Consider the following 26,544-nt stretch of genomic DNA (forward strand, 5'->3'; position numbering starts at 1 on the left):
TCGGCTCCGGGGCTGGCGGCAACAATGTAACAGTAGGGCGTGGACATGCCTGCGACAATCTTCAGAGACACGATCTTTGCCCTGTCCTCTGGGCGACTTCCTTCCGGCGTGGCCGTGGTCCGGATGTCTGGGGGGCATGTGAAAGGCGCATTGGAGGCGATGGTCGGGAGCCTGCCGGAGGGCCGACGGGCTGATTATCGGGCGATACGGTCGCCACGGTCAGGCGAGATAGTGGACCGTGGTCTGGTGCTGCTTTTCGAAGGTCCGCACAGCTTTACAGGTGAGGATTGCGCCGAGCTGCATGTCCATGGCGGCAAGGCGGTTGTCGCCGCGATCCTCGCGGAGCTCTCGGGCATTGACGGGTTCCGTCATGCCGAAGCCGGCGAATTCACGCGGCGGGCCTTTCTGAACGGGAAGCTCGATCTCGTGGGCGCGGAGGCGCTCGCGGATCTGATCGGGGCCGAGACCGAAGCGCAGCGCCGCTTTGCTGCGGCAAATGCGGAGGGCCAGCAGACCGCTCTTTATGCCGGCTGGCGAAAACGGATCATTCACGCGCGTGCAATGATCGAGGCCGAGCTGGATTTTGCCGATGAGAGCGACGTGCCGGGATCGGTGTCGAGTGAGGTCTGGGCCGAGATGGCGGCGCTGGCGAAGGATATCGATGCGCATCTTGAAGGATATCGGAGTGCCGAAATCATTCGGGATGGTTACCAGGTGGTTATCCTGGGGGCGCCGAACGCGGGGAAGTCGAGCCTGCTGAACGCGCTGGCGCGACGCGAGGTCGCGATCGTCACGGAGGAGCCGGGAACGACGCGCGACCTCGTTGAAGTGGCGCTCGACCTGGACGGCATGAAAGTCGTGATGGTGGATACGGCGGGGATCCGTGAAGCCGCAGGTCGGGTGGAATCTATCGGCATCGAGCGTGCCCTCGAACGGGCCCGACGCGCCGATCTTGTACTCGAACTGATTGCGCTTGACGATCCCGTGGCCGCTTCCTCCGGCGACATGCCGTCCGGTCGGCTGCGCGTGGGATCGAAGTCCGATCTGGGGACGTCAGGAGCCGCGGTGGATCAGGGCTACGACTTCGTGATTTCGGTGAAGTCCGGGGAAGGACTGGGTGAACTGTTGGCAGGGATCGCTCGCCGGGCGGCGGGGGCCACGGCGACTTCGGGTGAAGTTCTGCCGTCCCGGATGCGGCATGTCGAGCTTTTGCACCGTTGCGCTTCGTCATTGCGCAGGGCGGCCGTTCAGGAGGATCTGGCGCTCGAGCTGCGGGCCGAGGAACTGCGCGACGCCGGGTTCAGTCTCGGCAAGATATCGGGGGCGGTCGATGTGGAAGACCTGCTCGATACGATCTTTTCGGAATTCTGTATCGGCAAGTGAGTGACTCACGTGAAACATGGCCCGCTCGCCGCGAGGAGGAAGCGGGCCTTGGGTGGCGTGGGCTTCGAACGCCATCCTCCGCCCGATCACCTGGGGCAATGACTCACGTGAAACAGGGGCTTGAGCCCGTGGGTCATGATTCACGTGAAACATGAGAACATGAACAAATCGAGGAACTACGTTTCACGTGAAACGAATCGCAAGTTCACGGGCCATTTCGACATCGATCGGGGCAGGCGATCTCTCTCCGCGCCTTGACTAGACGGGGCGGAAGGCGCATCTGCTCCCTCCGAACCCGAAGAGAAACGAGTCCATGCTTCAGTCCTATGATGTCGTCGTCATCGGCGGTGGCCACGCCGGCTGCGAAGCTGCCTCAGCCGCCGCGCGAAGCGGCGCGTCAACTGCGCTCGTGACGCTCAGGGCAGCAACGATCGGCGCGATGTCCTGCAACCCCGCCATCGGAGGCTTGGGAAAAGGTCATCTGGTGCGTGAGGTCGATGCGCTAGACGGGCTGATGGGCAGAGTGGCCGATGCCGCCGGCATCCAGTTCCGTCTGCTCAATCGCCGCAAGGGACCCGCTGTCCGCGGACCACGCACGCAGGCCGATCGCAAACTCTATAAGGCGGCCATGCAGCGCGCCATTTCCGATCATGAGCGGCTCGATGTGATCGAAGGCGAAGTGCTCGATCTGGAGATCCGGGACGGCAAGGTTGCTTCGGTAGCTCTCGAGGACGGTCGTCGGTTGACCTGCGGCGCCGTGGTATTGACCACGGGCACGTTTCTGCGCGGCCTCATCCATATCGGCGAGCGCCGTTTTCCCGCGGGTCGGATGAATGAAAAAGCGTCCCTGGGACTGTCCGAAACGATGGCGCGCGCCGGGTTCAGGCTTGGGCGCCTGAAGACGGGAACGCCGCCGCGGCTAGACGGCCGTAGCATCGATTGGGCTTCGCTCGACATGCAGGCGGCCGACGAGGATCCGGTTCCCTTTTCACTGATGACGGATCGCATAATCACGCCTCAGATCGAATGCGGGATTACACGTACAACGCAGGCGACGCATGAGATCATCAGGACCAACCTCGCGCGGTCGGCAATGTATTCGGGATCGATCGAAGGCATCGGTCCGCGCTACTGTCCATCCATCGAGGACAAGATCGTCAAGTTCGGCGATCGGGACGGTCACCAGATCTTCCTGGAGCCCGAAGGGCTCGACGACGACACGGTCTATCCGAACGGCATTTCGACATCTCTGCCGGAAGACGTGCAGCTTGCCATTCTGAAGACGATACCGGGTCTTGAACGGGCCGTGATGAGGCAGCCCGGCTACGCGATCGAATACGACCATATCGATCCGCGCGAGCTCGACAAGACGCTCGAGACCGGAAAGGTCGAGGGCCTCTTCCTTGCCGGTCAGATCAACGGCACGACAGGCTACGAGGAGGCTGCGGCGCAAGGCATTCTCGCCGGTATCAATGCCGCCCGGCGGGCCGGAGGCCAGGACGGCATCGCCGTCAGCCGGACGGAAGCCTATATCGGCGTGCTGGTCGACGATCTGACCGGTCGCGGCATCAGCGAACCCTATCGCATGTTCACGTCGAGGGCCGAGTTTCGCCTGTCGTTGCGGGCAGACAATGCCGATGAGAGGTTGACCCCGCTCGGACGGAAGCTCGGTATCGTCTCCGGTTCGCGAGCGAAACGGTTCGATGCGATGAACGGAAGGCTGGACGAAGGCCGATCTGTTCTTCAAGATCTCGGCCTGACGCCCAACGAGGCGAAACGCCATGCGATCGAGATCAGCCAGGATGGCGTGCGGCGAAGTGCCTATCAGCTTCTGGCGTATCCCGGGATGGATTTCTCGCGGCTTGCCGCGGTCTGGCCGCAGCTCCATGAGATCGACGCTGCTACAGCGGAGAAACTTGAGACGGAGGCGCGGTACGCGGTCTATCTCGAGCGCCAGGAGGCGGACTCTGCCGCGATCCGGCGCGAGGAGTTGCGGATCATCCCTCAGGGGCTGGATTTCTCGATGGTTCCCGGCCTGTCCAACGAACTGAAGCAGAAGATCAGCGAGCGTCGGCCGCAGTCGATAGCCGACGCCCAGCGAATCGACGGCATGACGCCAGCGGCGCTGTCATTGATGATCGCGCATATCCGCAACGCGGAGGGGAACGCCGGGCGGAGCGCAGCGTGAGGGAGCGTTCGCTCGAGGGGCTGCGCGAAGTCGCCGGCCCCGTTTCACGTGAAACATTCGAACGGCTCCAGCAATTCGAAGCCACCTTCCTCAAATGGGCGAGCCGAATCAATCTGGCGGCACCCTCCACTCTGTCCGACATCTGGAGCCGTCACATCCTCGACAGCGCTCAGCTCGCGATGCTGGCGCCGGAAGCTGGAACCTGGCTGGATGTCGGGTCAGGCGGCGGGTTTCCGGGCGCCGTGATGGCCATTCTCCTGCAGGACCGGCCCGGCGCAACGATCGATCTCGTGGAGAGCAACCGCAAGAAAGCGGCCTTCCTGCAATCAGCGCTCGCGGCCTACCGGCGCAGCGTCAGGATCCATCCGAAGCGGATCGAGGAGGTCTACGGCATCATCGAGCGGCCGGACGTGGTGACTGCGCGCGCGCTGGCTCCCCTGCCCCTGCTTCTCGATCTCTGCTCACCCTGGCTGACGACCGGATCGCGCGGCCTTTTTCACAAAGGACGGGATTACCGCGTCGAGCTGAAAGAAAGCGATGACGCCTGGACTCACGATCTGGTAGAACACAAGAGCCGGATCGACGACGACAGTGTGATCCTGGAAATTCGGAATCTTCGGCCGCGCCAACCTGCATAAGACCGAAGCCAGATATCGCAAGCGGCCATGAACATCCTGTTTCGCAACATGAACAATCGTCCCCGCATCATCACCGTCGCCAACCAGAAAGGGGGCGTCGGCAAGACCACAACCGCGATCAACCTGGCGACTGCTCTGGCGGCGATCGGCGAGCGCGTGCTCATCATCGATATCGACCCGCAAGGCAATGCCAGCACCGGGCTCGGCATCGACCGTCAGGACAGGACCGTGTCGTCCTATGACGTGCTGACCAAAACGAAGGGTGTGATCGAAGCGGCCATGCAGACCGCGGTGCCCGGCCTGTCGATCGTTCCCTCGACGCTGGACCTGCTCGGCGTCGAGATGGAGATCGCTTCCGAGTCCGACCGCGTGGTGCGGTTGCGCAATGCGTTGCGCGAAGGGGACGGCGTGCCGTTCTCCTATGTGCTGATCGATTGTCCGCCGTCGCTCAACCTGCTGACCTTGAATTCCATGGCAGCGGCCGATTCGGTTCTCGTGCCCCTGCAATGCGAGTTCTTCGCGCTGGAGGGCCTGAGCCAGCTTCTGCAGACGGTCGATCAGGTGCGCCGGGCGATCAATCCGGACCTGAGCATTCAGGGCATCGTGCTGACGATGTTCGACGGCCGTAACAATCTCGCCAATCAGGTTGTCGAGGATGTCCGCGCGCATATGGGGGACAAGGTCTATGAGACGGTGATCCCCCGTAATGTGCGTGTTTCGGAGGCGCCGTCCTACGGCAAGCCGGCAATCCTCTATGACCTGAAATGCAGCGGCAGTCAGGCCTATCTGCAGCTTGCCTCGGAGGTCATCCGGCGCGAGCGCCAACTGCGGGCCGCGTGACCGGCCGATCCGCCTCCGACAACAACCAATAACCGACCGGAACGACGACTTATGAGTGACGACCTTTCGCGCAAACGCCTCGGCCGCGGCCTTGCCGCTTTGATCGGCGAAATCGACAAGCCGGCCGACGTGGAGAAGCGCCCGGTCAGCGCGGACGGCAAGGTCCCGATCGAGTTCATTTCTCCCAATCCGCGCAATCCGCGCCGTCATTTCGGTGACGCCGAACTCGCCGACCTGGCCCAGTCGATCCGCGAGCACGGCGTCGTGCAACCCGTGGTGGTGCGACCCTCCGCGGAAGCCGGGCGTTTCGAGATCATCGCGGGTGAGCGGCGCTGGCGGGCAGCGCAGCGCGCCGGATTGATCGAGATTCCCGTCATTGTCCGAGCAGTCGACGACAGGGTCGCGCTCGAACTGGCGATCATCGAGAACGTCCAGCGCGCCGATCTCAATCCGGTCGAGGAGGCGCTCGGATACCAGCAGTTGATCGACGATCACAACTATACACAGGCCGATCTCGGCCAGGTCATCGGCAAGAGCCGCAGCCATGTCGCCAATACGTTGCGTCTGCTCAAGCTGCCTGACGTGATTCGCGACATGCTGGTCGACGGGTCGCTGTCGGCGGGCCACGCCCGCACGCTGGTCACGGCGGAAGATCCGGCGGGTCTTGCGAAGCAGATCGTCGATCAGGGACTGTCCGTCCGCCAGGCCGAAGCCCTCGCCCAGCAGCCCGCCGCGGCGGCGACCCGGCAGCCACGCGCGAGTCGCGCCGACGAGAAGGATCCTGATACGATCGCTCTCGAAAAGCTGCTGACCGACGTCACTGGGCTGCGGGTCACCATCAGCCACAGGGAAAAAGGCGGTGAGATCCGGATCGCCTACCGGACGCTGGAGCAGCTTGACGGACTTTGCCGCAAGCTGCAGGACTGAAGCCAGCGGTCGATGATAAGCGGGTTCGCCCGCGAATTATCGAAGAATCGGCCGGCTCGAGGAAAGGCAGCATGTCCGCCTCCTGCAGTGCGGCGCCGATCGGCCTTGCCGTGACCGGTGAAGCGGGCTCGATGTCCGACGGCAGTCAGCCGCGCGAGCGGTCGAGCGCTATGGCCAGCAAGGTGTGGCGTGTAATCGCCTCGGCCAATTCCGGCCGGCGTCGTGTCTGCAATACCGCGTTCTGAAGCCGTTCCAGTACGCGTGCGGCGCCGTCCGTGTTCCAGCGCTGCAGCGCGTTCTCGACAGTCCGCCGTCTGGAGAAGAAGACCGGCGGCCGCGCCCCGGCGACGGCGGCGGAGGCGGACTGGCCCTTGGCTTCCATCTGGCCACGCATTGCATGGAGGGTCTGAAATTGCCGCATCAAGGCAGAGAGGATCGGAAATATCTGGTTTCCCGAGGCGGCCAGGCGGGAAAAGGACGTCTCGAAGACGTCCAGCTTGCCTTCGAGAACGGCATCGACCACTTCATCGACCGAAAGTCCCGCAACGTCGCCGATCGACAGATCGACGTCTTCGATCGTGATCTGGGTCTGGCCCTGCGCATAGAGAACGAGCTTCTCGATCTCCCCGCGTGAAGCAAGGCGATCGCCGCCGAGGCTGCGGCGCAATGCCTGGCGGGCCTCCAGCGTGATCGTCATGCCGGCCTTCTGCAGTTCCTGGTCGATAACCGCGTCGACGCCTTTCGCCTCGTCGGCATAACAAGGCAAGGCGATCGCTACGGCAGCAGCCTCCACCATGGTGCGCAGAGCGGCCCCCTTTTTCAGGTCTCCGGCCTCGATCAGGATGATCGCGTCGCGCGGCGGGTCGGCGGCCAGCACTTTCACATCTTCCGCCAGCGCCTTGTGCGTACCGGCATTGCGGACCCACACCAACCTGCGGTCCGAAAACATCGGGACCATGCGCGCTTCATCGACCAGCCGGCCTGGCTGTTGCTCGATCTCGGCCGCGTCGAGACGCACGACAGAGAAGGGATCGTCGGGCGAAAGCCCCGTCTTGCCGGCGAGCAGCTTGGCCCGCTCGGATACGAGCCCTCGGTCCGGACCATAGATCAGAACGATCCTGATCTTGTCGTCGGGCCGGTTCAGCCAGCCATCGACCTCATGCGCCTTTTTCTGTGCCATGGCGTCTGGCTAGCACGCGTGACGCCGGCCCGCATCAAAATCATGCCGACCCCCGAAGTACGGCTTCACCGTGGAAAAAGGCACAGTCTCCTCAAATCCGTACGCTGCTGGAAAAGCTTGCCCCAGTGCGGCCGAAATTTGAAATCGACAATGTCTATTAATCCGCTAGACTAAAGGGACATGTGGAGGTCACGATGACGTTCCTTTCCCATTCCGCAGACCGGGCCCGAAGCCCGAACCGCAGGCTGCGCGACAAGTTCGTCCAGGACGCAGCCGCGACATTGTGCTTCGTCCTCGCCGTGGGCTTCGCGGCCGCCCTGGTGTTCGGTTTCCTCGGCCATTGATCGTCCGCCGCCAGGCGACAATCAGCTATCCCCAGTTTCCAGTTGAATGAAGGATGTCAGCGGACCGCATCGGGCGATGGAGGAGAATGCAAGGCATATCGAGTTCGTCGCCGATACGGCCGCTCTCTTTGGCAGCCAGGTCACACCTTTGGTCCGTCCGAGGCCGACCCATTCCTCTGCGCCGGGCGCGCGCCATGTTCCGTGGCGGCGTTTTCGGGCCTGAGAAGCCGAACCGTCGAGGCTGACAGGTACCACAAAGGGGTTGCGTTTCATCGCGCCTTGGTCGAATCTGTGCCCCTGCCGCGTATCTGGCGTTGTGTTGACGGGTGGGGGATTGCGTCCGCCAACCAACAGGTGAGGAAACAATGAGACATCTGCTGCCCCCGCTCCATGAGGGCCATGCGCCGATCTTTCTGCATCAGGCTTTCGCTGATGCGCTCGATGCCTTCGAGAACTGGGCTCCCGGCACGACCGAACCGTCCGTGCTCTGCGAAGGGCTGCCGACCGCAATCAGCGCGGTGTTCGGGCGGATGCGCAGCTGCACCGATATCCTTCCGATGCGCATTCTCGAAGACGTCCAGGCCCTGCTCAAGGGCACCGATGACCAGGAATTCGCCGACGAGCAGGCGAGCTACGCCGAAGCTGCCCTTATCCTTCGGGCCCATTGCGTCGCGCGCCTCAAATCCTGAAGCGGTGACGCGCCGGTCGAACCGGCGGGCGCACCCGCCGGTTCTGCACCGGGTGGTGAAGCCGCAGCCCGAAGCTGCCATGCCTCCCTCGGCGTTCACCGCAAGGTGTAGCGGGCCCCTGTTGCTGGAATTCGTTCAAGTCACTAAGAACTGTGCCAACCCATGGCTTCAGTTCCAGGCTTGATGTCCTCCACCTCGCTTCCCTCCGCATTCCCTACACTCGACGGCCTGCATGTCGGCATCATCGGCCTCGGCTATGTCGGTCTGCCGCTGGCGATTATTTTCGCCAAACACTTCCGGGTCACCGGCTTCGATGTCGATCAGGCGCGTATCGAGGCGCTGAAGGCAGGCATCGACCGTACCGGCGAGGCGACGGCCGAGGAACTGGCAAGCCGCAATCTCGATTTCACCGCCGAGCAGGACGCATTGCGCGACTGCAAGCTCATCGTCGTTGCCGTTCCCACGCCGATCGACGCGGCGAAGCAGCCGAATCTCGGCCCCCTCTTCCAGGCTTGCCGCACCGTTGGTCAAGTGGTCTCGCGCGGCGCTACGGTCGTCTTCGAATCGACGGTCTATCCCGGAGCGACCGAGGAAGATTGCGTGCCGCTCATCGAGCAAGCGTCGGGGCTGCGCTGCCACCACGATTTCTTCGTCGGCTACAGTCCCGAGCGGGTCAATCCAGGTGATCCGACGCACAAGATCGAGACCGTGATCAAGGTTACCTCGGGGGGAACGCCGGAAACGACCGAGTTTGTCGATGCGGTCTACCGTCGCGCCATCCCCGCGGGCACCTACCGCGCTCCGTCGATCCGTGTGGCGGAGGCCGCCAAGATCGTCGAGAACACCCAACGCGACGTCAACATCGCGCTCGTCAACGAACTCGCCGTGCTGCTCGGCAAGCTCGGCATCGACACGCTCGAAGTGCTGGAGACCGCCGGAACGAAGTGGAACTTCCTGCCGTTCCGCCCCGGCCTCGTCGGTGGCCACTGCATCGGCGTCGACCCCTATTATCTCACCCACAAGGCGCGGCAGTTGAACTTCCATCCGGAGATGGTGCAGGCAGCGCGGCGCATCAACGACGACATGGGCGAGCATGTGGCGGTCGAGACCATCCGCCTGCTTCTCGAAAAGCGGCTCGCTCCGCCGTTCCGTGCGCTGGTGCTGGGGTTCACCTTCAAGGAAAACTGCCGCGATATCCGCAACAGCCGCGTGATCGACATCGTGAAGAAGCTCCAGAGCTTCAATGTTGCGGTCGACGTCTTCGATCCCGAGGCCGATCCAAGGGACGTGAAGCGAGAATACGGCCTGGAACTGAGCTCCACGCTCGAGCCCGGAGCCTATGATGCGGTGATCGTGGCGGTCGGCCATCGCAGCATCCGCGAACTCGGGCCGGCTGAGGCCAGGGCACTTCTGAAACCGTCAGGCATCCTCTTCGACGTCAAGGGGATCTTCCCGAAGGAGCATGTCGATGCACGTCTCTGATCTCGGCCCGAGATACGGCGAGCGGCAGCTGGCATGAAGATTTTCGCCTACAAGCCAGGCCATGACGGCCACGTCGCGCTTGTCCAGGACGGCAGCCTGGTCTTTTCGATCGAGGCAGAGAAGGATTCGGGCGACCGCTATGCACCGCTGTCGTCTGAAAACATGCTGCACGGCCTCTCGCTGGTCGACGGCATCCCCGACGTCGTCGCGGTATCCGGCTGGCTACGCTCTTTCCGGCCGATGAGCGGACCCGTCGGCGGCGGCTATTTCGATGCGGAAGGCGCGACGATCATCGACCGGCCCGGCCGCATGCTGGGCCGCGATATCCGCTCCTTCTCGTCCAGCCATGAGCGATCCCACATCATCGGCAGCTATGCCATGTCGCCCTTTCCACAGGGGCAACCCTGCTACGCGCTGGTCTGGGAGGGGGTGATCGGGGCCTTCTACAGGATCGACGCCGATCTCAAGGTGACGGCGCTCGGCACGCCGATGAGCGGGCCGGGACACAAATACGGCTTCCTTTACGGCCTTGCCGACCCGACCTACCCGGCCGATGCCCGCAAATCGCGCCGCGAGGATGCCGGCAAGCTCATGGCGCTGGCGGCTTTCGGCCGTGACGACGCCGAGACGCCGCAAGAGCGGGTGCTGATCGACCGCATCCTTGCCCATGATGCGGTCGCGGCGCCGTTGCGCAAGGCCGATTTCGCCGAATCGTCCTTCTTCAACATCGGGCTGCAGACCCAGGCGTTCCGGACCCTCGCCCGACGGTTCCAGAATGCCGTCTTCGAGCGCTTCCACGACTTTGCCCGCCGCAATTTGCGCGACGGCCTGCCCTTGCTGGTCTCGGGCGGTTGCGGGCTGAATTGCGACTGGAACAGCGCCTGGCACGCCACCGGCCTCTTCGCCGATGTGTTCGTGCCGCCTTGCGCCAATGATTCCGGCTCGGCCATCGGCACCGCTGCCGACGCGCAATTCGCCTATACCGGCAACGCCAAACTTGAATGGTCGGTCTATGCCGGCGAGGAATTCGTGATCGACACGGGCAGGCCCGACGGGTTCGAGCCGGAACGGAGGGACGATGCCGGGATCGCCGGTCGTCTCGCCGCCGGCGACGTGCTGGCCTGGGTGCAGGGCCGCTACGAGATCGGACCGCGGGCACTCGGCAACCGGTCGCTTCTTGCCGCACCCTTTACCGCCGAGACCCATGCGCGGCTCAACGCCATCAAGCGCCGCGAAGCTTTCCGGCCGATCGCGCCGATCATGCTGGAAGACGAACTCGATCGCCTCTTCGAGAATCACGGGCCGAGTCCGCATATGCTCTATTTCCAGACCGCCAAGACCGACGCGCTGAAGGCGGTGACCCATGTCGACGGCACAGCGCGTGTCCAGACGGTGAACCGCAGGCAAAACGCGCAGATCCACGAACTGCTGACGGCCTTCAAACGGCTGACCGGATATGGTGTGCTCTGCAATACCTCGCTGAACTTCAACGGCAAGGGTTTCATCAACCGCCTGAGCGACCTCGCGCGCTATGCGCGGGATACCGGGCTCGATGGATTCGTGGTGGGCGAAACCTTCTATCGCAAGGTCTGACCTCAGCGGTCGCGCACAAGCAGCGTATTCTGCGCTGTCGCGTCTGCCTTGCGGTAACCGCGCGCGGCGAGAAACGCCAGGCAGTCGGTTTGCCAGAGTTCACTCTGGACGGTCTCGATCAGCAGCGCCGCTGGCCACAACGACCGGCTTTCCTCCGAAAACAGCGGCAGCAGCGCCCGGTCCTCATAGCCTTCGACGTCGATCTTCAGGAGATCGATGGCGGGGAAACGCTCGGCTTCCAGGATTTCGGCCAGCGGCGCCACTTTTACGGTTTCGGGCACGGTTCGGCGCACGGTCTCGCGGTTGGAAGCCGCGCCTGCGCCTTCGACGAGCATCGAGGACTGGCCGACATTGCCGCCGCCGTCGAAGAAGAGCTGCATGACGCCGCTGTTCGGTCCGGCGCCGAGATTGACGGCGGTGACGTTGGTTGCGCCGTTGGCCTCGATATTGAAGCGGAGCTTCGCGAATGTCCTCGGATGCGGTTCGAGCGCCAGGATGCGCGCGGAAGGGCCTGCAAGCACGGCGATCCAGAGCGCATAGGTTCCGACATTGGCCCCGACATCGACGAAATGCATGCCCGGCCGGACGAAGGGCCGCAGCAGCACGCGCTCGGCCGGCTCCGGCAGGGCGCCTGCGCCGAACAGCATCCGGTCGCAATAGTTCTCGGTCGGATAGGTTCTGAAATTCACGCCGTCGACGATCACGTCGTAAGGGCCACGATGCCGGCCCCGGATGATCCTGCGCAGGCGGCCGCGGGTTTCCCGCGCGAGCAGACGGTGCGTAGCCAACCACCACAGGAGGCGAGCGCCCAGGGATGCCCGGCGGCCGCCGAACGGCATTGTCGTGTCGAGTTCGGCCGCCGCCTTCATCAGCCGCGATCGCCTATTGCGCCGCCGGCGCGATCTGGCGCGGCTTCTGTCCGTCGTCCAGGACGGCGCGGGTCGCGCCGGCGACTGCTTCCTTCTGCTCGGGCGTCAGGTCCTCGATCTGCTCGCCATCGGCAAGCCGCACGGTCACCTCGCGGTGGGCGAAGTGGATGCCTTCTTTATGGAACAGTTCGCGGATGCCGGCGTAGATGACCTTGCGCGTGACGAACTGGTCGCCAGGCCGCGTCATGAATTTGACGCGCACGATCATAGCGGAGTCCTCCATGGCATAGACGCCTTGCGACTTCAGCGGCTGCAGGAACATCTTACCGACGACGGGATCGTCGAGAAGCTGCTGGCCGAACCTCTTCACCAGCTTTCGCACCTTGTCGACGTCGGTATCGTAGGTCAGGCGCAGCGGCAGCTTCATCATCACCCAGTCGCGGGAATAGTTGGTGAGCTGGCGGATCTCGCCGAACGGGATCGTGTTCACCGCGCCACGGTGATGGCGAAGCTGGAACGAGCGGATGGAGATCTTCTCGACGACGCCCTTGGCGCCGGCCACCTCGATATATTCGCCCTTGCGGAAAGCGTCGTCGGCGAGGAAGAACGCTCCGGAAAAGATGTCGCGTATCAGTGTCTGGGCGCCGAAGCCGATGGCGATGCCGATTACGCCGGCGCCGGCGAAGAGCGGTCCGACGGCGACGCCGAGATTGGCCAGGATGATCATGCCGGCGACCGCGACGATGACGGAGAGGATCGCGTAGCGGAAGATCGGCAGCACCGTGGCCAGGCGCGACTGTCCCTTGCCGCTCTCGCCTTCGCTTTCGCCTGGATTGAAGGGGCGCTCGTCGAGCGAGCCGCCCTCCTCGACGATCTTCATGTCGACGAAATTGTTGACCGCGTTGTAGGCCGAACCGGCGATGAACAGGACGAGCAGTATGTCGAGCGCGGCGACCAGCGGATTGCCGTCGACGCGTTCGAGCTCGATGCCCCAGAGCCTGGCCAATATGGCGATCGAGAAGATGACGACCGCGGCGAAGATCACATTCTCGAAGAAGGATTTGAAGACCGGGACGAATTTGCGGGGCCGGTTCGTCGGCGCCAGGAGTTCGGGCTTGTAGACCGTGATCTCCTCGCCCTCCTCCAGAATGTCCCGCTCATGTTCGCTGAGCTGCGCGAGCCGTTCCTTGGCCTGTTCGTCGCGCCGCCGGGCATTGCGCTCCGCCGCATCCTCGCGCGCCAGCCGCCGGTAGAAGGAAAGCTCCAGCCGCTCGTAGATGTTGTCGAGGATGAGAATCGCGACCCCATAGGCGAAGATCGCGACGATGAAGACGAGCAGCGGTGCAGCGACCAGGATATAGCCGCCCGGCAGGCCCAGGATCAGTCGCAGCGAGCTCATGAACCAGGCGATACCGAAATAGCCGAGCACGACCAGCAACGCCGAGCGCGCGAAAAAGCGCTGCCATGCGGGTTTGGCGGCCGGATCGCCCTTGCCGAGCAGGATCGAATGGAGCTCTTTGCGGTGCGCGATCGCCGAGATGGCGAACATCACCGCACAGACCAACATCGCGACGATGAAGGACAGCCGGTAGGTCTCGTCGCTGACGCCCATCAGCTGCGCCCAGCGGCAGAAGGCTATGATCACGGCGGCGACAGCCAGCACCGCCGACCAGTCGCGGTGCAGCCTTCGGGCCGCGTCGTCGTCGACATTGATCAGGCGATGGGCCGGCGTGTCCGGCGCGAAGAAATTCCACAGGATCACCGACCGCATGATGCGGTAGATCGCGAAGGTCGAGATGATCAGGAAGGTGGTCTTGCGCGTGGGCGCATGTCCGGTGTCGAAGATCAGCGCCACGCCCATGGCGACAACGAAGCTGATGCCGGTGCTGAGCAGCATCACGGCCGCCCTGCCGAGCAGATAGGACAGCTTGCGAGACCTTCGTGTTTCGTTCGGCCGGTAAACCTCGTCGAAATGATCGCGCGCCCAGCGTGTCGTGAACCGATACGTCTCCAATCCGAGGAAGAGCCCGCTGAAGGCCGTGCCGACAGCGACCAGCACCCAGGTCAGAGTACCGTTAGGGCTCGACGCCTTCAGCACTTCGTCGAAATTCTTCAGGATCGCGGCCGAATTGGCGAACATCTGCCTGAGCTTGGCCCGCGCGATCAGCAACTGGTCCGACGACAGCGCCGTCATCATCGACATTCCGGGCTCCTGCTCCGGCGCCTTCTGCTCCGGTGTCACGACGACGACGGTCGAGCCCGCCTTGCGCGCCTCTTCGAGGAATTGCTCGAGCGACGTGCCGCCCGGCTGGGTCTGGCCCTGGCTCTTGGTCACGGCGGCGAGCGGCAACGTCTGGCCGACGGCATTGGCGGAAGTCAATCCGATGGCCAGCAGCGTGGCGGCCAGGAGGGGAAACAGCCAGCGGATGAAGACGGCGGCCCGCCGATCGCACATGCCCATCATGACAAGCCCTGATTTTCCGGCTCTTTTCCCGCGAATCGTCGCCCGCACGATATCCCGGTGGCGCGCCTCATGAGGCATCTATTTAGGTTGGCTGATGCCCGCTTGCCAATGCGGGTTGCCGAATTGGCGCAAAAACCCCGCGCAGAACGGGCTGGGATTCGCCTTTTCGGCAGCAAAAAGCAAGGCGCGCGACCCCCTTGCGCAAGCCGCCGCGCATTGCGACATTGCGTTGCGGGCAGGGGCGCTCCGGCGCCCCACGACGACAAGTCGGACTCCCGTGCGCCTGTTGTCCGGGGTTCCGGGAAATGTCTGATCTGGGGAACAAAAAGACTGACCTTCTGAGGGTCGAGGGCCTGCGTATCTCGATCGCCCTCCAGCGTTCGACTATCGAGGTCGTCAACGATGTGAGCTTCCGCATTCCCGCAGGGGGGACTGTCGCCGTGGTCGGCGAATCGGGGTCGGGCAAGTCGATAACCGCGCAGGCGATCCTGGGCATCCTGCCGCAGGTGGCGACGGTCACCGGCGGAAGCATCCTGTTCCGTGATCCCGAAAAGCCGGGGAGCTCGGTCGACATCGCTACGCTGGAGATGAACGACCGCGCCATGCAGGAACTGCGCGGCGCGCGGATCTCGATGATATTCCAGGAACCGATGACCTCGCTCTCGCCGCTCCACAAGATCGGCAACCAGGTCGAGGAAGCGTTGGTCCTGCACCGGCAGGTCGAACGCGGCCAGGCGCGGCCGATGACGGAAGAGATGCTGAAGAGGGTAGGTTTTCCCAACCCGTCCCGCGCCTACGACATGTATCCGATGGAGCTTTCAGGCGGGTTGCGCCAGCGCGCCATGATCGCGATGGCGCTGATCTGCCGGCCAGCTTTGCTGATCGCCGACGAACCGACGACGGCCCTCGACGTTACCGTCCAGGCGCAGGTCCTGGGGCTGCTCAAGAGCCTGCAGCGGCAATTGGACATGTCGCTTCTGCTGATCACCCACGATCTGGGCGTGGTCGCCAACATGGCGGACGAGGTCGTCGTCATGCATCAGGGCCAGGTCGTCGAGGCCGGGACCGTGGACGACGTCTTTCGTCGGCCGGGACACCCCTATACCAAAGCCCTGATGCGTGCCGTTCCGACGCTCTCCATGGCGCCGGGCGAAAAGCTCGTCGCGCTGCGCGACCATACGCCGGTGATTCCCGCCACGATGCGCAGGAAACCCTCCGCTCCCGCTGACGGGTCGGCGCCGCTGCTTTCCGTGCGTCACCTGTCCAAAGGCTTCGTGATCCGCAAAGAAGGCTGGCTGTCCGGCCACCAGCGCAAGGTCATGGCAGTCGACGACGTGAGCTTCGACGTGCTGCGCGGCGAGTGCCTGGCCATCGTCGGCGAGAGCGGATCGGGCAAGACCACCGTCAGCAAGCTGATCATGCGCGCGCTGACCGCGGATGCAGGTCAGATCCGGTTCGACAATGGCGAAGTGAAATGCGACGTCGCTACGCTGGAGGGCAGCGCGCTCAAGGAATTCCGCAAACGGATCCAGATCGTGTTCCAGGACCCGTTCGCCTCGCTCAGCCCGCGCTCGACAGTGCTCAACATACTCAGCGAGCCGCTCGAGATCCACCGCATCGGCTCGCCGACGGAGATCAAGCACAATGCCGCAGAATTGATGGGACTGGTTGGGCTGCAGCCCAGTTTTCTCAACCGCTATCCTCACAGCTTCTCGGGCGGCCAGCGCCAGCGGATCGGCATCGCCCGCGCGCTCGCTCTGTCGCCGGACTTGCTCATCTGCGACGAGCCGGTCTCGGCGCTCGACGTGTCGGTCCAGGCGCAGATCCTGAACCTCTTGAAGAAGCTGCAAGCCGAACTCGGCCTGACGCTGATCTTCATCTCGCACAATCTGGCCGTGGTGAAGTATCTGGCGAACCGCATCGCCGTGATGCGCAGGGGCAGGATCGTCGAGATCGCTCCGACGGAGGCCCTGTTTGGCAATCCGGTCCATCCCTATACCCAGGCGCTGCTGAACGCCGTCCCGCGCGCCGATCTCGACCACAAGCTCGATTTCGCGCACCAGACCGACGAGACCCGCGACGAGACCGAAGACTGGAATCCGGTCTTCAAGTCCGAGCACCCGGGAGACCTGTCCCTGCAACCCGTCGCCGAGGGGCACTTCGTGCTGTCCCGCACCCAATCAAAAGAGAGGCTTTCGGCATGACTTCCTGCTTCCCGCTCCGCCGCAGCATCGCCGCCGCGCTGGCGGTTCTCTGGTGCTTCGCCGTCCCCGCTTCCGCGGAGGAGCCGACCGACATAGCCGATGCCGTGAAGAGCGGCGCCCTGCCGCCGCTCGCCGAAAGGTTGCCGGAAAAGCCGCGGGTGGTCGACATGGCCGCGCTCGGCAAGACCGAAGGCCAATATGGCGGGACGATGCGGCTTATCATGGCCGATGCCAAGGACATCCGTATGATGACCATCTACGGTTATTCGCGCCTGGTCGTCTTCGACAAGGACCTGAATCTCGCACCCGACATCCTGGAATCCTTCGACGTGGAGGAGGGCCGGATCTTCACCCTCCACCTGCGGCGCGGGCACAAATGGTCCGACGGCGCGCCCTTCACGGCGGAGGACTTCCGCTATTTCTGGGAGGATGTGGCGCTGAACGAGGAACTGTCGCGCGGCGGTCCGGACCAGCAGATGCTGGTCGACGGCAAGCCACCGGTCTTCGAGGTCATCGACGAACTGACCGTCCGCTACACGTGGGACAAGCCCAATCCATTATTCCTGCCCTCGCTTGCGGGCGCCAGCCCGAACTACATCCAGCTACCGGCGCATTACATGAAGCAGTTCCACAAGCGCTACGCCGATCCCGACAAGCTGGCTGCCGTGGTCGCCGAGCACAGATCGCGCGACTGGATCGCGCTCCATACGGTGAAGGCCCGGCAATATCGGCCGGAGAATCCTGATCTGCCGACGCTCGAGCCCTGGTGGAACACCACTGCTCCGCCCGCCGAGCGTTTCGTCTTCAAGCGCAATCCCTATTTCCATCGCGTCGACGCATCCGGCCGTCAGTTGCCCTATGTCGGCACGGTGGCGATGACGATGAGTTCCAACGATCTCATCGCCGCGAAGGCGGGCAGCGCCGAAAGCGACCTCCAGGCGCGCTATCTCCGTTTCGACAACTACACCTTCCTCAAGGAGGCGGAGAAGACCCGTCCAATCAGGGTGAAGCTGTGGAACGACGGTACCGGCTCGAAGGTCGCCTTCCTGCCCAATCTCAACACCAACGATCCCGTCTGGCGCGAGATCTTCCGCAAGGTCGAATTCCGGCGGGCTTTGTCGCTCGGCATCGACCGGGGCGAGATCAACCAGCAGTTCTTCTACGGGCTGGCGCATGAGGGCGCCAATTCGGTCCTGCAAAGCTCTCCGCTCTACAGCGAGAAGGCGGACCAGGCCTGGGCGACATTCGACCAGGACCAGGCCAACGCGCTGCTCGACGAGATCGGGCTGAAGCGGAACGACAAGGGCATACGCATGCTGCCCGACGGCCGGCCGGCCGAACTCATCATCGAGTTTGCGGGCGATACGCAGGAGACCGATATCGTTGAACTCGTCCGCGAGCATTGGGGCGCGCTCGGCCTCAAGGTCTACGCAAGGCCTTTCCAGCTCGACACGATGCGCCGCCGCTTCCTGGCCGGAGACACGCTGATTTCGGTATGGAACGGGCTGAGCGTCGGCGAGGCGACACCCGATCTGCCTCCGGAGGAGATGGCGCCCGTATCAGGCGTCCAGGGCAACTGGCCGAAATGGGGCGAACATACCGACAGCGGCGGCAAGGCGGGCGAGCCGGTCGACCTGCCTGCCGCCAAGGAGCTTCTCGATCTGTACAAGCAGTGGCGCGTCTCGGCCACAACGGAGCAGCGGCGGGAGATCTGGGAAAAGATGCTCGACATCTTCACGGACCAGGTTTTCACCATCGGCACCGTCAACGGCGTCAAGCAGCCTGTCGTCATCAACGACAAGCTGCAAAACGTGCCCGAGGAGGGTGTATATTCCTTTGCACCGACGGCCTATTTCGGTCTCTATATGCCGGACACGTTCTGGTACAAGGAATAGGCTGTCGTGCTCCGCTACATCGCATTCAGGTTGCTGGCGGCGATCCCTACCCTGTTCCTGATCAGCGCGTTGATCTTCCTGATCATCGAACTGCCGCCGGGAGACTACTTCGAAACCTACATAGCGGAGCTGCAGGCCCAGGGCGAAACCGTCGATCCCAAGAAGATCGAATATCTCAAGAAGGAATACGGCTTCGACCAGCCGATGATCGTGCGCTACGGCAGCTGGGTGTGGGGCATGCTGCAGGGCGACTTCGGCTATTCCTTCGAATATGAACTGCCTGTGACGGAGGTGATCGGAAACCGGCTCTGGCTGACCATCCTCGTCTCCACGGTGACCATCATCTTCACCTGGCTGATCGCCTTCCCGATCGGCATCTATTCGGCCACGCACCAGTATTCGTGGGGCGACTACGGACTTACGTTCCTCGGTCTGCTGGGGCTGGCGACGCCGAACTTCCTGCTGGCGCTGATCCTGTTGTATCTGGCCAATGTGTGGTTCGGCACGTCGATCGGCCACCTGATGGACGCCCAGTATCTCGACCAGCCGATGAGCTGGGACAAGTTCATGTCCATCGCCGGCCATATGGTCATCCCCGTCATCGTCATTGGAACGTCCGGCACCGCCGGCATGATCCGGCGCCTGCGCGCCAATCTGCTCGATGAACTGCACAAGCAATATGTGATCACCGCGCGCGCCAAGGGCGTGCCGCCGCTGAAAGCGCTCGTCAAATATCCGCTGCGCATGTCGCTCAACTTCTTCATTGCCGACATCGGCAGCATCCTGCCGGCAGTCATTTCGGGCGCCGAAGTGGTCGCCATAGTGCTGTCGCTGGAGACGACAGGTCCCCTTCTCATCCGCGCGCTGCAGAGCCAGGACATGTATCTGGCCGGCTCCTTCCTCATGCTGCTGGCGACGCTCACCGTGGTCGGCGTTCTCATCTCCGACATCGCGCTCGCCATCCTCGATCCGCGTATCCGGCTGGCTGGAGGCCGTCGCAAATGACCGCCGCATTGCCGCCGGACGGCGCCCCGCTCGACCATTTCGTTTCAGCGAGACCCTTCGACCCGAAGGCCGTGGAGAAACTCACGCCGGAGCAGCAGCGGATCTACCTGGCTCCGCAATGGAAGCTGATGTGGTGGAAGTTCCGCAAGCACAGGGCGGCCGTCGTGTCGGGCGTCTTCCTCGGCCTGCTCTATCTGTCGATCCTGTTCAGCGAGTTTCTGGCGCCCTACAGCCTCAATCAACGGAACGCCCAGAACATCTACATGCCGCCGCAGCGGGTGCATCTGTTCCACGAAGGGCGCTTCGTCGGGCCGTTCGTCTACGGCACGCAGTACAAGCTGAACATGGAGACGCTGAAGCGCGAATTCACGACGGACTATACCAAGGTCCAGCCGCTGCGCTTCTTCTGCAAGGGTGACGAATATACCTTCTGGGGGTTGTGGGAGGCGAATATGCGCCTGTTCTGCCCCGCCGAGAACGGAACCGCCTTCCTGCTCGGCACGGACCGGATGGGCCGGGACGTATTGTCCCGGATCATCTACGGCACGCGAATCTCGCTCACCATCGGCCTCATCGGCATCTCGATCAGCTTCCTGCTCGGCATCTCGATCGGCGGGGCGGCGGGCTACTATGGGGGGTGGGTCGACCATGTCGTGCAGCGGATCATCGAAGTGCTGCAGAGCCTGCCGAGCATCCCGCTCTGGCTGGCGCTCGCCGCGATCATGCCGGTGACCTGGAGCCCGATCATCGTCTATTTCGGCATAACGCTGATCCTTGCGCTGCTCGACTGGACCGGGCTGGCGCGGGCCGTCCGATCGAAGCTCCTTTCCCTGCGCGAGGAGGACTATGTGATGGCGGCCGAACTCATGGGTGCGAGCCCGCTGCGTATCATTTTCCTCCATCTCATCCCGGGCTTCATGAGCCATCTGATCGCATCGGCCACGATCACCATACCGAGCATGATCCTCGGCGAGACGGCGCTGAGCTTCCTGGGCCTAGGTCTGCGCCCGCCGGTGACGAGCTGGGGCGTTCTGCTGAACGAGGCCCAGAACATCAACGTCGTCGCACTCTATCCCTGGCTCATCCTTCCGGTCGTGCCCGTCATCCTGGTCATTCTCGCCTTCAACTTCCTGGGCGACGGCCTGCGCGACGCGGCCGATCCCTATCGCTGACATGCGCCCGGTACAAATCCTGAGGCACCGAGCCTGCGCCGTGACGGCTTGCAGCCGCAACAACGCCGGCCGTTCGGGCGACCCGCCCCTCTCGCGTGAGCAGGATCGGCCCGTGGCACATCAGGAGGTTTGGCGCGCTTCGACCCGGTCGGGGGCGCGGCCGATGGCGCTTTCCGGTACTTTCACCTCCGGCATCGCTCCGATCAGCATACGGGCATAGTCGCTTGCCGGAGCGTCGAAAATGTCGGAGCAATCGCCCTGTTCGACTATTTCACCGCGGTTGATCAGCGCAACGCGATCGCAAAGATAGCGCACCACGGCCAGATCGTGGCTGATGAAGAAATAGGTCAGCCCGAGACGATCCTGCAATTCGCACAGGAGGTTGAGAACCTGCGCCTGCACAGACACGTCAAGCGCCGAGGTCGGTTCGTCCAGCAGCAGCAATTCCGGTCCGGATGCGAGCGCACGCGCGATGCAGATTCGCTGCCGCTGTCCGCCGGAGAATTCGTGCGGATAACGATGCAGGTGCTGCGGGCCCATGCCGACGAGCGAAAGCAGCTCGGCGGCGCGGTCGGTGCGCTGCTTGCGGGACAGGCCGAGGGTTTCGTGGTGGATCAGCAGAGGCTCGGTCACGATGTCGTGCACCGACATGCGCGGATTGAGCGACGCATAGGGATCCTGGAACACGATTTGCACCCGCGCGCGCAGCCGCCGCAATTCGGCGTCGGAAAGTTGCCCGAGATCCCGGCCCTGCACCCGGATGCTGCCCGAGGTCGGCGTTTCGAGATGCAGGATCGATCGCGTGAGCGTCGTCTTGCCCGAACCACTTTCGCCGACGAGGCCGAAGCTCTCGCCCCTGCGCACGGCAAGCGAAACGTTCTTCAGCGCGTGGACTTCGGGCGATTTCCCGAAGATGCCTCGGCGTCCGGGATAGATCTTGGAGACGTTGTCGATTTCGAGCACGATCTCAGTCACGGACAAGGGCCTCCATCTCGGCCACGCGAATGCAGGCTGCCGCGTGGTTGTCGCCCACGGGCAGCGACGCCGGCATGGCCGCGGTGCAGGCGGGAAGGGCAAATTTGCAGCGTGGCGCAAAGCGGCAGCCCGGCGGCGGCGTGATGAGGTTCGGCACCGAACCAGCCAGCCCGCGAAGCGTGCCGCGCTTGGTTTCCCGGGTCGGGATCGCCGACATCAGAGCAATCGTATAGGGATGGACGGGATTGCCGATCACCGCCGCGACCGGACCGTTTTCGACGATGTTTCCCGCATACATCACAGCGACATGACTGCAGGTCTGGGCGACGACCCCAAGGTTGTGCGTGATCAGCACGACGCCCATGTCGAAGTCGTTGACGCTGTTCTTGATGAGCTCGAGGATCTGTGCCTGGACCGATACGTCGAGCGCTGTCGTCGGCTCGTCGGCAATGAGGAGATCCGGTCGGCCGATCAGCGCCATGGCGATCAGCACCCGCTGGCGCATTCCGCCGGAGAACTGATGCGGGTAATTGTCGAGCCTTGCCAGCGCATCGGGGATGCCGACCCGTGCCAGCATCTCGCCGGCCAGCCGGCGCGCGGCCCGGCGGCGGGCGCGCCTGCCGGAGCCGGGCGGGCAATCGATCACGCCGGGATCGTGCTCGGCCGCCGCCAAGGCCACATCCACAAGCTGTTCGCCGATGCGGAAAGCCGGATTGAGGTTGGTGGTAGGGTCCTGGAAGATCATGCCTATGCGCTTGCCGCGCAGGCGCTGCATCTGGGCGGGGCTGAGCTTGAGAAGGTCCTGTCCCTCGAGCAGGATTTCACCCGCGGTGTAGCGTGCCGGCGGCGCTGGCTGCAGGCGTGAGACCGACAGGCCTGTCAGCGATTTTCCGCAGCCGCTTTCCCCGACGAGACCCCAGATCTCGCCCCGGTTCACGGTCAGGTTGATTCCGTTCAGGACATGGGCGCGGCCGTCGAAGCTCGACATCTGAAGGTGTAGGTTGCGTATCGAAAGGAGCGGGGCCGTCATTTCAGCGCCTCGCTTTCGGATCGAGGACGTCGCGGAGGCCGTCTCCGAGCAGATTGAATCCGAAGACTGCCAGGAACATCGCCATGCCCGGAGCCATCGCCGTCCACCAGTAGTCGGGCATATAGGAGCGCGAAATCGAAAGCAGCGTGCCCCACTCCGGCGTGGGGGGGCGGACACCGATGCCGATGAAGCCAAGGCCGGCGACCGTCAGGATGGCGAAGCCCATGTCGAGCGACATCTTGACGATGATCGGCGAAACGACGTTGGGCAGGATGTGACGGAAGAGGATCCGTTTCGGCGTGGCCCCGAGCGCGCGGGCGGCGGTCACATAGACCTCCTCGCGGGCGGCGAGCACCTCGCCGCGCACCAGCCGCGCATAGCCGGGCCACCAGGACAAAGCAATCGCGATGACCATGTTGCCGAAGCCCGGCCCGAGGGCTGCGGCGATGGCCATGGCGAGGATCAGCCCGGGAATGGTGAGCGTGAGGTCGGTCAGCCGCATCAGCACTTCGTCGACCCAGCCGCTTGCGAAGCCCGCGACAGCCCCGACAAGCGTGCCGATCGCCGTGCCGATCAGCACTACGCTGAAGCCGGCAAGCACGGAGACGGTGGTGCCGGCCATGACCAGCGAAAGCACGTCCTGGCCCAGTTCGTTGGTGCCGAAAGGATGGGCCGCGGACGGCGGCAGGAAACGCGACGCGGTCGCGACGCTGCCCGCGACATGGTCGGGATAGGGGGCAAGCACAGCGCCGAATATGGTGAAGAAGATCACCGCGGCGACCATGCCGGCGCCGAGCATCGACAGCTTGCTCTGCGAGAAGCGGAAGTAGGCGCGGCGCATCCTGTCGCGGCGCGGCGTGCCGGCATCGTCCGCGGCGTTCTGCTCGATCGTGCTCATGAGTAGCGGACCTTGGGATTGATGACGCCGTAGAGTATGTCGATGACGAGATTGGCGATGACAAAGAGCAGGCCGATCACGAGCGCGACGCCGATCACCGGCATCATGTCCTGCGAAACGATGGCCTTGGTGGCGTAGAGGCCGAGGCCCGGCCAGTCGAATACGGTCTCCACCAGCACCGTGCCGCCGAGCAGCCAGCCGAAATAGAGGCCGATCACGGTCAGCGTCGCCGAGACCGCGTTGCGGGCGACGTATTTGGTGACGATCTTCGTCGACGAAAGGCCCAGAGCGCGGGCGGTCATCACATAGTCCTGCTGCATCACCTCGATCGTCGAGGAGCGCATCATCCGCATGATGGTGGCAAGGGGCGAGAGCGACATGGCGATGGCGGGAAGCGCGAGGTGGCGAAGCGACAGCGTGAAGGCGGTCCAGTTGCCAGCGATCAGTGAGTCTATCGTCAGGAATCCGGTAACGGTGGGCGGGGGTATGACCACGATCGGCAGGCGGCCTCCGAGCGGCAGCCACATGAGCCACATGGCAAAGCAGAGCTGGAGCAGCAGCCCAAGGAAGAAACGCGGCATGGAGATCGCGCCGATGGCGCCCACCTGGGCAAGATAGTCAGGCCAGCGGTTGCGCCAAACGGCGGTGACCAGTCCGAGCGGGATGCCGACCGCCACGGCGATGAACATCGCCGCAAACACGAGTTCGAGGGTGGCGGGAAGGTAGGCGGCGATATCGGCGGCGACGGGGCGACGCGTCAGGAGCGACGTCCCGAGATCCCCATGAACGAGACCGGAGACATAGTTCGCGTACTGCACCCAGACAGGCTTATCCAGGCCGTATTCCACGGCCAGGGCCTCGATCTCGGCCTTGGTGGCGTTTGGACCCGCGGCGAGCGCAACCGGATCGCCCGGCAAAAGGCGGGCAATGGCGAACATGATGACCGTCAGCCCGACGATGACCGGAATGAGCAGCAGGAGCCGCCGCAGGATGAAACGCAGCATTTCCGATGTCCTCTTTTTTGGGCCTTGGCGGGCCCGGAAGCCCGCCAAATGTTCGAAATACGCAGTTTTCCGTGGCTTTGCCTACGTTTTCCCTGCCGGCCGCTTCCTTCTCGCAGGTTCTCTCAGAAAACCGCGGCGCGGCTTTAAGCTTGCTTAGCCGAGCGACAGGCCCCAGGCCTCGATGGCGTTGGAGGCGACCGGCGTGAAGTGGTAGTCCTTTACATTGTCGCGCATCGCGAGCTTGCGCCGCTCCAGCACGCCGAAGATATCGGGCGCATCCTCGACGACCTTCTTCTGAAAGTCGCCATAGATCGCCACGCGCTTGGCCTGGTCGACCTCCTTGCGCGCAGCCTCGATCAGGGCATCGACTTCCGGATTCTTGTAGACGGCGTTCTGCCAGCCCCCGTTGCGCGACGAATGATAGGCCGCGTAGGCGATGTTGTCCGGGTCGCCGTAATTCGCCGTCTGATAGACGGGGAACAAGTCCGGGAAGGTTTCGGGCGACTTGCAGGCGGTCACCATGTCGGGCCAGTTCATGGGCATGATCTCGAGGCCGATGTTGAGCTGCTTGAGGCTGTCGAGCATGATGAGGGCCCAGCGGCGCTGCTGTTCGAGACCCGTGACGTGGAACATCCTGAGCGTGAACCCGCCCTCCGGCTTCGCGGATTTCGCCATATACTCCTTCGCCTTGGCGAGATCGGTGCGGTAGGTGACGAGGTCGGGGTCGAAGCCGAGAATGCCGTTCGGCAGCGGCCCGGTCATCAGGTCGGCATAGCCCGCGGCGTCCAGGATCGCCTGGTAGTTCGTGGCATATGAAATCGCCTTGCGCAGATTGATGTCGGCGCAGGGGCCGTGCTCCGTGTTCATCTTGATCGAGAAGGTTCGGTATTCCGGCTCGATGATGCTGACAACGCCGGGCGCATCCTTCAGGGAGTCCATGTCCTCGCTGGTGAGATCCGTGGCGATATGCGCTTCGCCCCGCTGGATCATCAGCCGTTGCGTGGCGGTTTCACGCGCGATCTGCCAGATCACGCCTTCGAGATTGCCGCCGCCGGCCTGCCACGCTTCGGGCGCGCGGGCCAGGTGATAGAGCGTGCCGACTTCGGCCCGGGCCACGGTGAAGGGGCCTGAACCGGCGGTGCTGGTCATGAGATAGGTCTCGCCGGAATCGCTTCCGAGGTTGGCCTCGACCACGGCCTTCTCGACGATGAAGATCCATGGCAGGACCTGCAGGAACGGCGCGAACGGCGCGGTGAGCTTGAACTTCACCGTGCCGGCGTCGACCGCCGACACTCCCTCGGCGGTGACAATATCGCGGATCATCCACGAATTGCCCTTGGCGAGCTTCAGTGCGCGGCCGAAGGAATAGACCACGTCGTCGGCGGTGACGGCATTGCCGGAATGGAACTTCGCAGCCTTGTTCAGGACGAATGTATACTCCGTTCCGTCGGGGCTGACGGTCCAGCTCTCGGCGATTCCCGGAGCGGGTACCGGCGGATTGCCCGAAATACGCACGAGCGGGTCGTAGACGTTTCGCATGAAGAAGGACGCGGAATAGCCCGTCGCCGTGTGCGGATCGAAATTGGGAATGTCCTGACCGGCGGCGATGATGAGGACATTGCCTGACTGCGCAAAGAGCCGGCGCGGAAAGACGGTGGTGGCAAGCCCTACGCCGGCCAAGGCCAGCAGGCCGCGCCGCGAGATGTTGAGATGGTCAGAGGCTGTCATTGCTTTGCTCCATATCGGGTGTCTGGTCGTCGTTGC

General features: G+C 63.7%; 21 protein-coding genes. 13 read left to right on the forward strand and 8 right to left on the reverse strand.

Annotation, left to right across the window (positions count from 1 at the left end; all coding sequences use genetic code 11):
• Window positions 1-45: 45 nt before the first annotated feature.
• From mnmE to JN280_RS05830, 5 genes are all read left to right on the forward strand, one after another.
• Entirely contained in the window at window positions 46-1,383 is a 1,338-nt protein-coding gene (gene mnmE, locus JN280_RS05810; protein ID WP_202314572.1) for a tRNA uridine-5-carboxymethylaminomethyl(34) synthesis GTPase MnmE, read from the forward strand.
• A 313-nt stretch (window positions 1,384-1,696) separates the two neighbouring features.
• Window positions 1,697-3,571, forward strand: coding sequence for a tRNA uridine-5-carboxymethylaminomethyl(34) synthesis enzyme MnmG (gene mnmG, locus JN280_RS05815; RefSeq protein WP_202310667.1), 1,875 nt, complete (start codon window positions 1,697-1,699; stop codon window positions 3,569-3,571).
• Window positions 3,568-4,209 carry a 16S rRNA (guanine(527)-N(7))-methyltransferase RsmG gene (rsmG, locus tag JN280_RS05820; RefSeq protein ID WP_202310669.1) on the forward strand — a complete coding sequence of 214 codons (642 nt, stop codon included), beginning with the start codon at window positions 3,568-3,570 and terminating at the stop codon, window positions 4,207-4,209. The genes mnmG and rsmG overlap by 4 nt, the downstream gene beginning before the upstream one ends.
• Window positions 4,210-4,257: 48 nt before the next feature.
• Window positions 4,258-5,049: a ParA family protein gene (locus JN280_RS05825; RefSeq protein ID WP_202314574.1), complete on the forward strand. Its 792-nt coding sequence runs from the start codon at window positions 4,258-4,260 to the stop codon at window positions 5,047-5,049.
• 51 nt (window positions 5,050-5,100) lie between these two features.
• Entirely contained in the window at window positions 5,101-5,976 is an 876-nt protein-coding gene (locus tag JN280_RS05830) for a ParB/RepB/Spo0J family partition protein (RefSeq protein WP_202310671.1), read from the forward strand.
• Window positions 5,977-6,121: 145 nt separating this feature from the next.
• Here the strand turns inward: JN280_RS05830 and holA are convergent, their stop codons facing one another.
• Window positions 6,122-7,156 (reverse strand): DNA polymerase III subunit delta, encoded by a 1,035-nt coding sequence (gene holA, locus JN280_RS05835; RefSeq protein WP_202310673.1) that lies wholly within the window; start codon window positions 7,154-7,156, stop codon window positions 6,122-6,124.
• A gap of 194 nt (window positions 7,157-7,350) precedes the next feature.
• On the opposite strand from holA, the gene JN280_RS05840 reads away from it, so the two are divergent.
• The 4 genes from JN280_RS05840 (at window position 7,351) to JN280_RS05855 (ending at window position 11,264) form a co-directional block, all read left to right on the forward strand.
• On the forward strand, window positions 7,351-7,500 hold the full coding sequence (locus tag JN280_RS05840; protein WP_202310675.1) for a hypothetical protein: 150 nt from the start codon (window positions 7,351-7,353) through the stop codon (window positions 7,498-7,500).
• Between the two features lie 365 nt (window positions 7,501-7,865).
• Window positions 7,866-8,189, forward strand: a complete 324-nt coding sequence (locus JN280_RS05845; protein ID WP_202310678.1) for a hypothetical protein — start codon at window positions 7,866-7,868, stop codon at window positions 8,187-8,189.
• A gap of 162 nt (window positions 8,190-8,351) precedes the next feature.
• Window positions 8,352-9,671 carry a nucleotide sugar dehydrogenase gene (locus JN280_RS05850; protein ID WP_342216163.1) on the forward strand — a complete coding sequence of 440 codons (1,320 nt, stop codon included), beginning with the start codon at window positions 8,352-8,354 and terminating at the stop codon, window positions 9,669-9,671.
• 33 nt (window positions 9,672-9,704) lie between these two features.
• A complete protein-coding gene (locus JN280_RS05855) occupies window positions 9,705-11,264 on the forward strand; it encodes a carbamoyltransferase C-terminal domain-containing protein (RefSeq protein WP_244743025.1) in 1,560 nt (519 codons plus the stop codon).
• Between the two features lie 2 nt (window positions 11,265-11,266).
• On the opposite strand, the gene JN280_RS05860 is transcribed toward JN280_RS05855, so the two are convergent.
• Both JN280_RS05860 and JN280_RS05865 read right to left on the reverse strand, forming a co-directional pair.
• Window positions 11,267-12,133, reverse strand: coding sequence for an FkbM family methyltransferase (locus tag JN280_RS05860; protein ID WP_202310679.1), 867 nt, complete (start codon window positions 12,131-12,133; stop codon window positions 11,267-11,269).
• A gap of 13 nt (window positions 12,134-12,146) precedes the next feature.
• On the reverse strand, window positions 12,147-14,597 hold the full coding sequence (locus tag JN280_RS05865; protein WP_202310681.1) for a mechanosensitive ion channel family protein: 2,451 nt from the start codon (window positions 14,595-14,597) through the stop codon (window positions 12,147-12,149).
• A 305-nt stretch (window positions 14,598-14,902) separates the two neighbouring features.
• Here JN280_RS05865 and JN280_RS05870 point away from each other — a divergent pair, with 305 nt between their 5' ends.
• From JN280_RS05870 to JN280_RS05885, 4 genes are read left to right on the forward strand one after another with little or no spacing between them, the layout of a single operon-like run.
• Window positions 14,903-16,801, forward strand: coding sequence for an ABC transporter ATP-binding protein (locus JN280_RS05870; protein WP_202310683.1), 1,899 nt, complete (start codon window positions 14,903-14,905; stop codon window positions 16,799-16,801).
• Window positions 16,798-18,696: an ABC transporter substrate-binding protein gene (locus JN280_RS05875; RefSeq protein ID WP_202310685.1), complete on the forward strand. Its 1,899-nt coding sequence runs from the start codon at window positions 16,798-16,800 to the stop codon at window positions 18,694-18,696. The genes JN280_RS05870 and JN280_RS05875 overlap by 4 nt, the downstream gene beginning before the upstream one ends.
• Before the next feature lie 6 nt (window positions 18,697-18,702).
• Complete coding sequence (locus JN280_RS05880; RefSeq protein WP_202310687.1) at window positions 18,703-19,701, forward strand: ABC transporter permease; 999 nt, start codon at window positions 18,703-18,705, stop codon at window positions 19,699-19,701.
• Window positions 19,698-20,873, forward strand: coding sequence for an ABC transporter permease (locus JN280_RS05885; protein WP_202310689.1), 1,176 nt, complete (start codon window positions 19,698-19,700; stop codon window positions 20,871-20,873). Before JN280_RS05880 ends, JN280_RS05885 begins: the two co-directional genes overlap by 4 nt.
• A 120-nt stretch (window positions 20,874-20,993) precedes the next feature.
• Here JN280_RS05885 and JN280_RS05890 read toward each other — a convergent pair whose 3' ends face one another.
• From JN280_RS05890 to JN280_RS05910, 5 genes are all read right to left on the reverse strand, one after another.
• Complete coding sequence (locus JN280_RS05890) at window positions 20,994-21,848, reverse strand: ATP-binding cassette domain-containing protein (protein WP_202310691.1); 855 nt, start codon at window positions 21,846-21,848, stop codon at window positions 20,994-20,996.
• Window positions 21,841-22,878, reverse strand: coding sequence for an ABC transporter ATP-binding protein (locus JN280_RS05895; protein WP_202310694.1), 1,038 nt, complete (start codon window positions 22,876-22,878; stop codon window positions 21,841-21,843). Before JN280_RS05895 ends, JN280_RS05890 begins: the two co-directional genes overlap by 8 nt.
• A 1-nt stretch (window position 22,879) precedes the next feature.
• The gene (locus JN280_RS05900; RefSeq protein WP_202310696.1) at window positions 22,880-23,776 is read right to left on the reverse strand and encodes an ABC transporter permease; all 897 of its coding nucleotides are present in this window, start codon (window positions 23,774-23,776) and stop codon (window positions 22,880-22,882) included.
• Entirely contained in the window at window positions 23,773-24,780 is a 1,008-nt protein-coding gene (locus JN280_RS05905) for an ABC transporter permease (RefSeq protein WP_202310698.1), read from the reverse strand. Before JN280_RS05905 ends, JN280_RS05900 begins: the two co-directional genes overlap by 4 nt.
• A 153-nt stretch (window positions 24,781-24,933) precedes the next feature.
• Window positions 24,934-26,508, reverse strand: a complete 1,575-nt coding sequence (locus tag JN280_RS05910) for an ABC transporter substrate-binding protein (protein ID WP_202310700.1) — start codon at window positions 26,506-26,508, stop codon at window positions 24,934-24,936.
• Window positions 26,509-26,544 lie beyond the last annotated feature (36 nt).

Origin of the sequence: Mesorhizobium sp. L-8-10 (genome assembly GCF_016756635.1) — a bacterium.
Taxonomy (GTDB): domain Bacteria; phylum Pseudomonadota; class Alphaproteobacteria; order Rhizobiales; family Rhizobiaceae.

Excerpts from the sequence above, each read along its gene's own strand:
- JN280_RS05845 (WP_202310678.1), top strand. The coding sequence starts at position 7,866 with ATGAGACATCTGCTGCCCCCGCTCCATGAGGGCCATGCGCCGATCTTT.
- JN280_RS05885 (WP_202310689.1), top strand. The coding sequence starts at position 19,698 with ATGACCGCCGCATTGCCGCCGGACGGCGCCCCGCTCGACCATTTCGTT.
- mnmG (WP_202310667.1), top strand. The coding sequence starts at position 1,697 with ATGCTTCAGTCCTATGATGTCGTCGTCATCGGCGGTGGCCACGCCGGC.
- JN280_RS05865 (WP_202310681.1), bottom strand. The coding sequence starts at position 14,597 with ATGATGGGCATGTGCGATCGGCGGGCCGCCGTCTTCATCCGCTGGCTG.
- JN280_RS05905 (WP_202310698.1), bottom strand. The coding sequence starts at position 24,780 with ATGCTGCGTTTCATCCTGCGGCGGCTCCTGCTGCTCATTCCGGTCATC.
- JN280_RS05840 (WP_202310675.1), top strand. The coding sequence starts at position 7,351 with ATGACGTTCCTTTCCCATTCCGCAGACCGGGCCCGAAGCCCGAACCGC.
- JN280_RS05850 (WP_342216163.1), top strand. The coding sequence starts at position 8,352 with ATGGCTTCAGTTCCAGGCTTGATGTCCTCCACCTCGCTTCCCTCCGCA.
- JN280_RS05900 (WP_202310696.1), bottom strand. The coding sequence starts at position 23,776 with ATGAGCACGATCGAGCAGAACGCCGCGGACGATGCCGGCACGCCGCGC.
- JN280_RS05830 (WP_202310671.1), top strand. The coding sequence starts at position 5,101 with ATGAGTGACGACCTTTCGCGCAAACGCCTCGGCCGCGGCCTTGCCGCT.
- JN280_RS05875 (WP_202310685.1), top strand. The coding sequence starts at position 16,798 with ATGACTTCCTGCTTCCCGCTCCGCCGCAGCATCGCCGCCGCGCTGGCG.
- holA (WP_202310673.1), bottom strand. The coding sequence starts at position 7,156 with ATGGCACAGAAAAAGGCGCATGAGGTCGATGGCTGGCTGAACCGGCCC.
- JN280_RS05910 (WP_202310700.1), bottom strand. The coding sequence starts at position 26,508 with ATGACAGCCTCTGACCATCTCAACATCTCGCGGCGCGGCCTGCTGGCC.
- JN280_RS05825 (WP_202314574.1), top strand. The coding sequence starts at position 4,258 with ATGAACAATCGTCCCCGCATCATCACCGTCGCCAACCAGAAAGGGGGC.
- JN280_RS05870 (WP_202310683.1), top strand. The coding sequence starts at position 14,903 with ATGTCTGATCTGGGGAACAAAAAGACTGACCTTCTGAGGGTCGAGGGC.
- mnmE (WP_202314572.1), top strand. The coding sequence starts at position 46 with ATGCCTGCGACAATCTTCAGAGACACGATCTTTGCCCTGTCCTCTGGG.
- JN280_RS05895 (WP_202310694.1), bottom strand. The coding sequence starts at position 22,878 with ATGACGGCCCCGCTCCTTTCGATACGCAACCTACACCTTCAGATGTCG.
- JN280_RS05855 (WP_244743025.1), top strand. The coding sequence starts at position 9,705 with ATGAAGATTTTCGCCTACAAGCCAGGCCATGACGGCCACGTCGCGCTT.
- JN280_RS05860 (WP_202310679.1), bottom strand. The coding sequence starts at position 12,133 with ATGAAGGCGGCGGCCGAACTCGACACGACAATGCCGTTCGGCGGCCGC.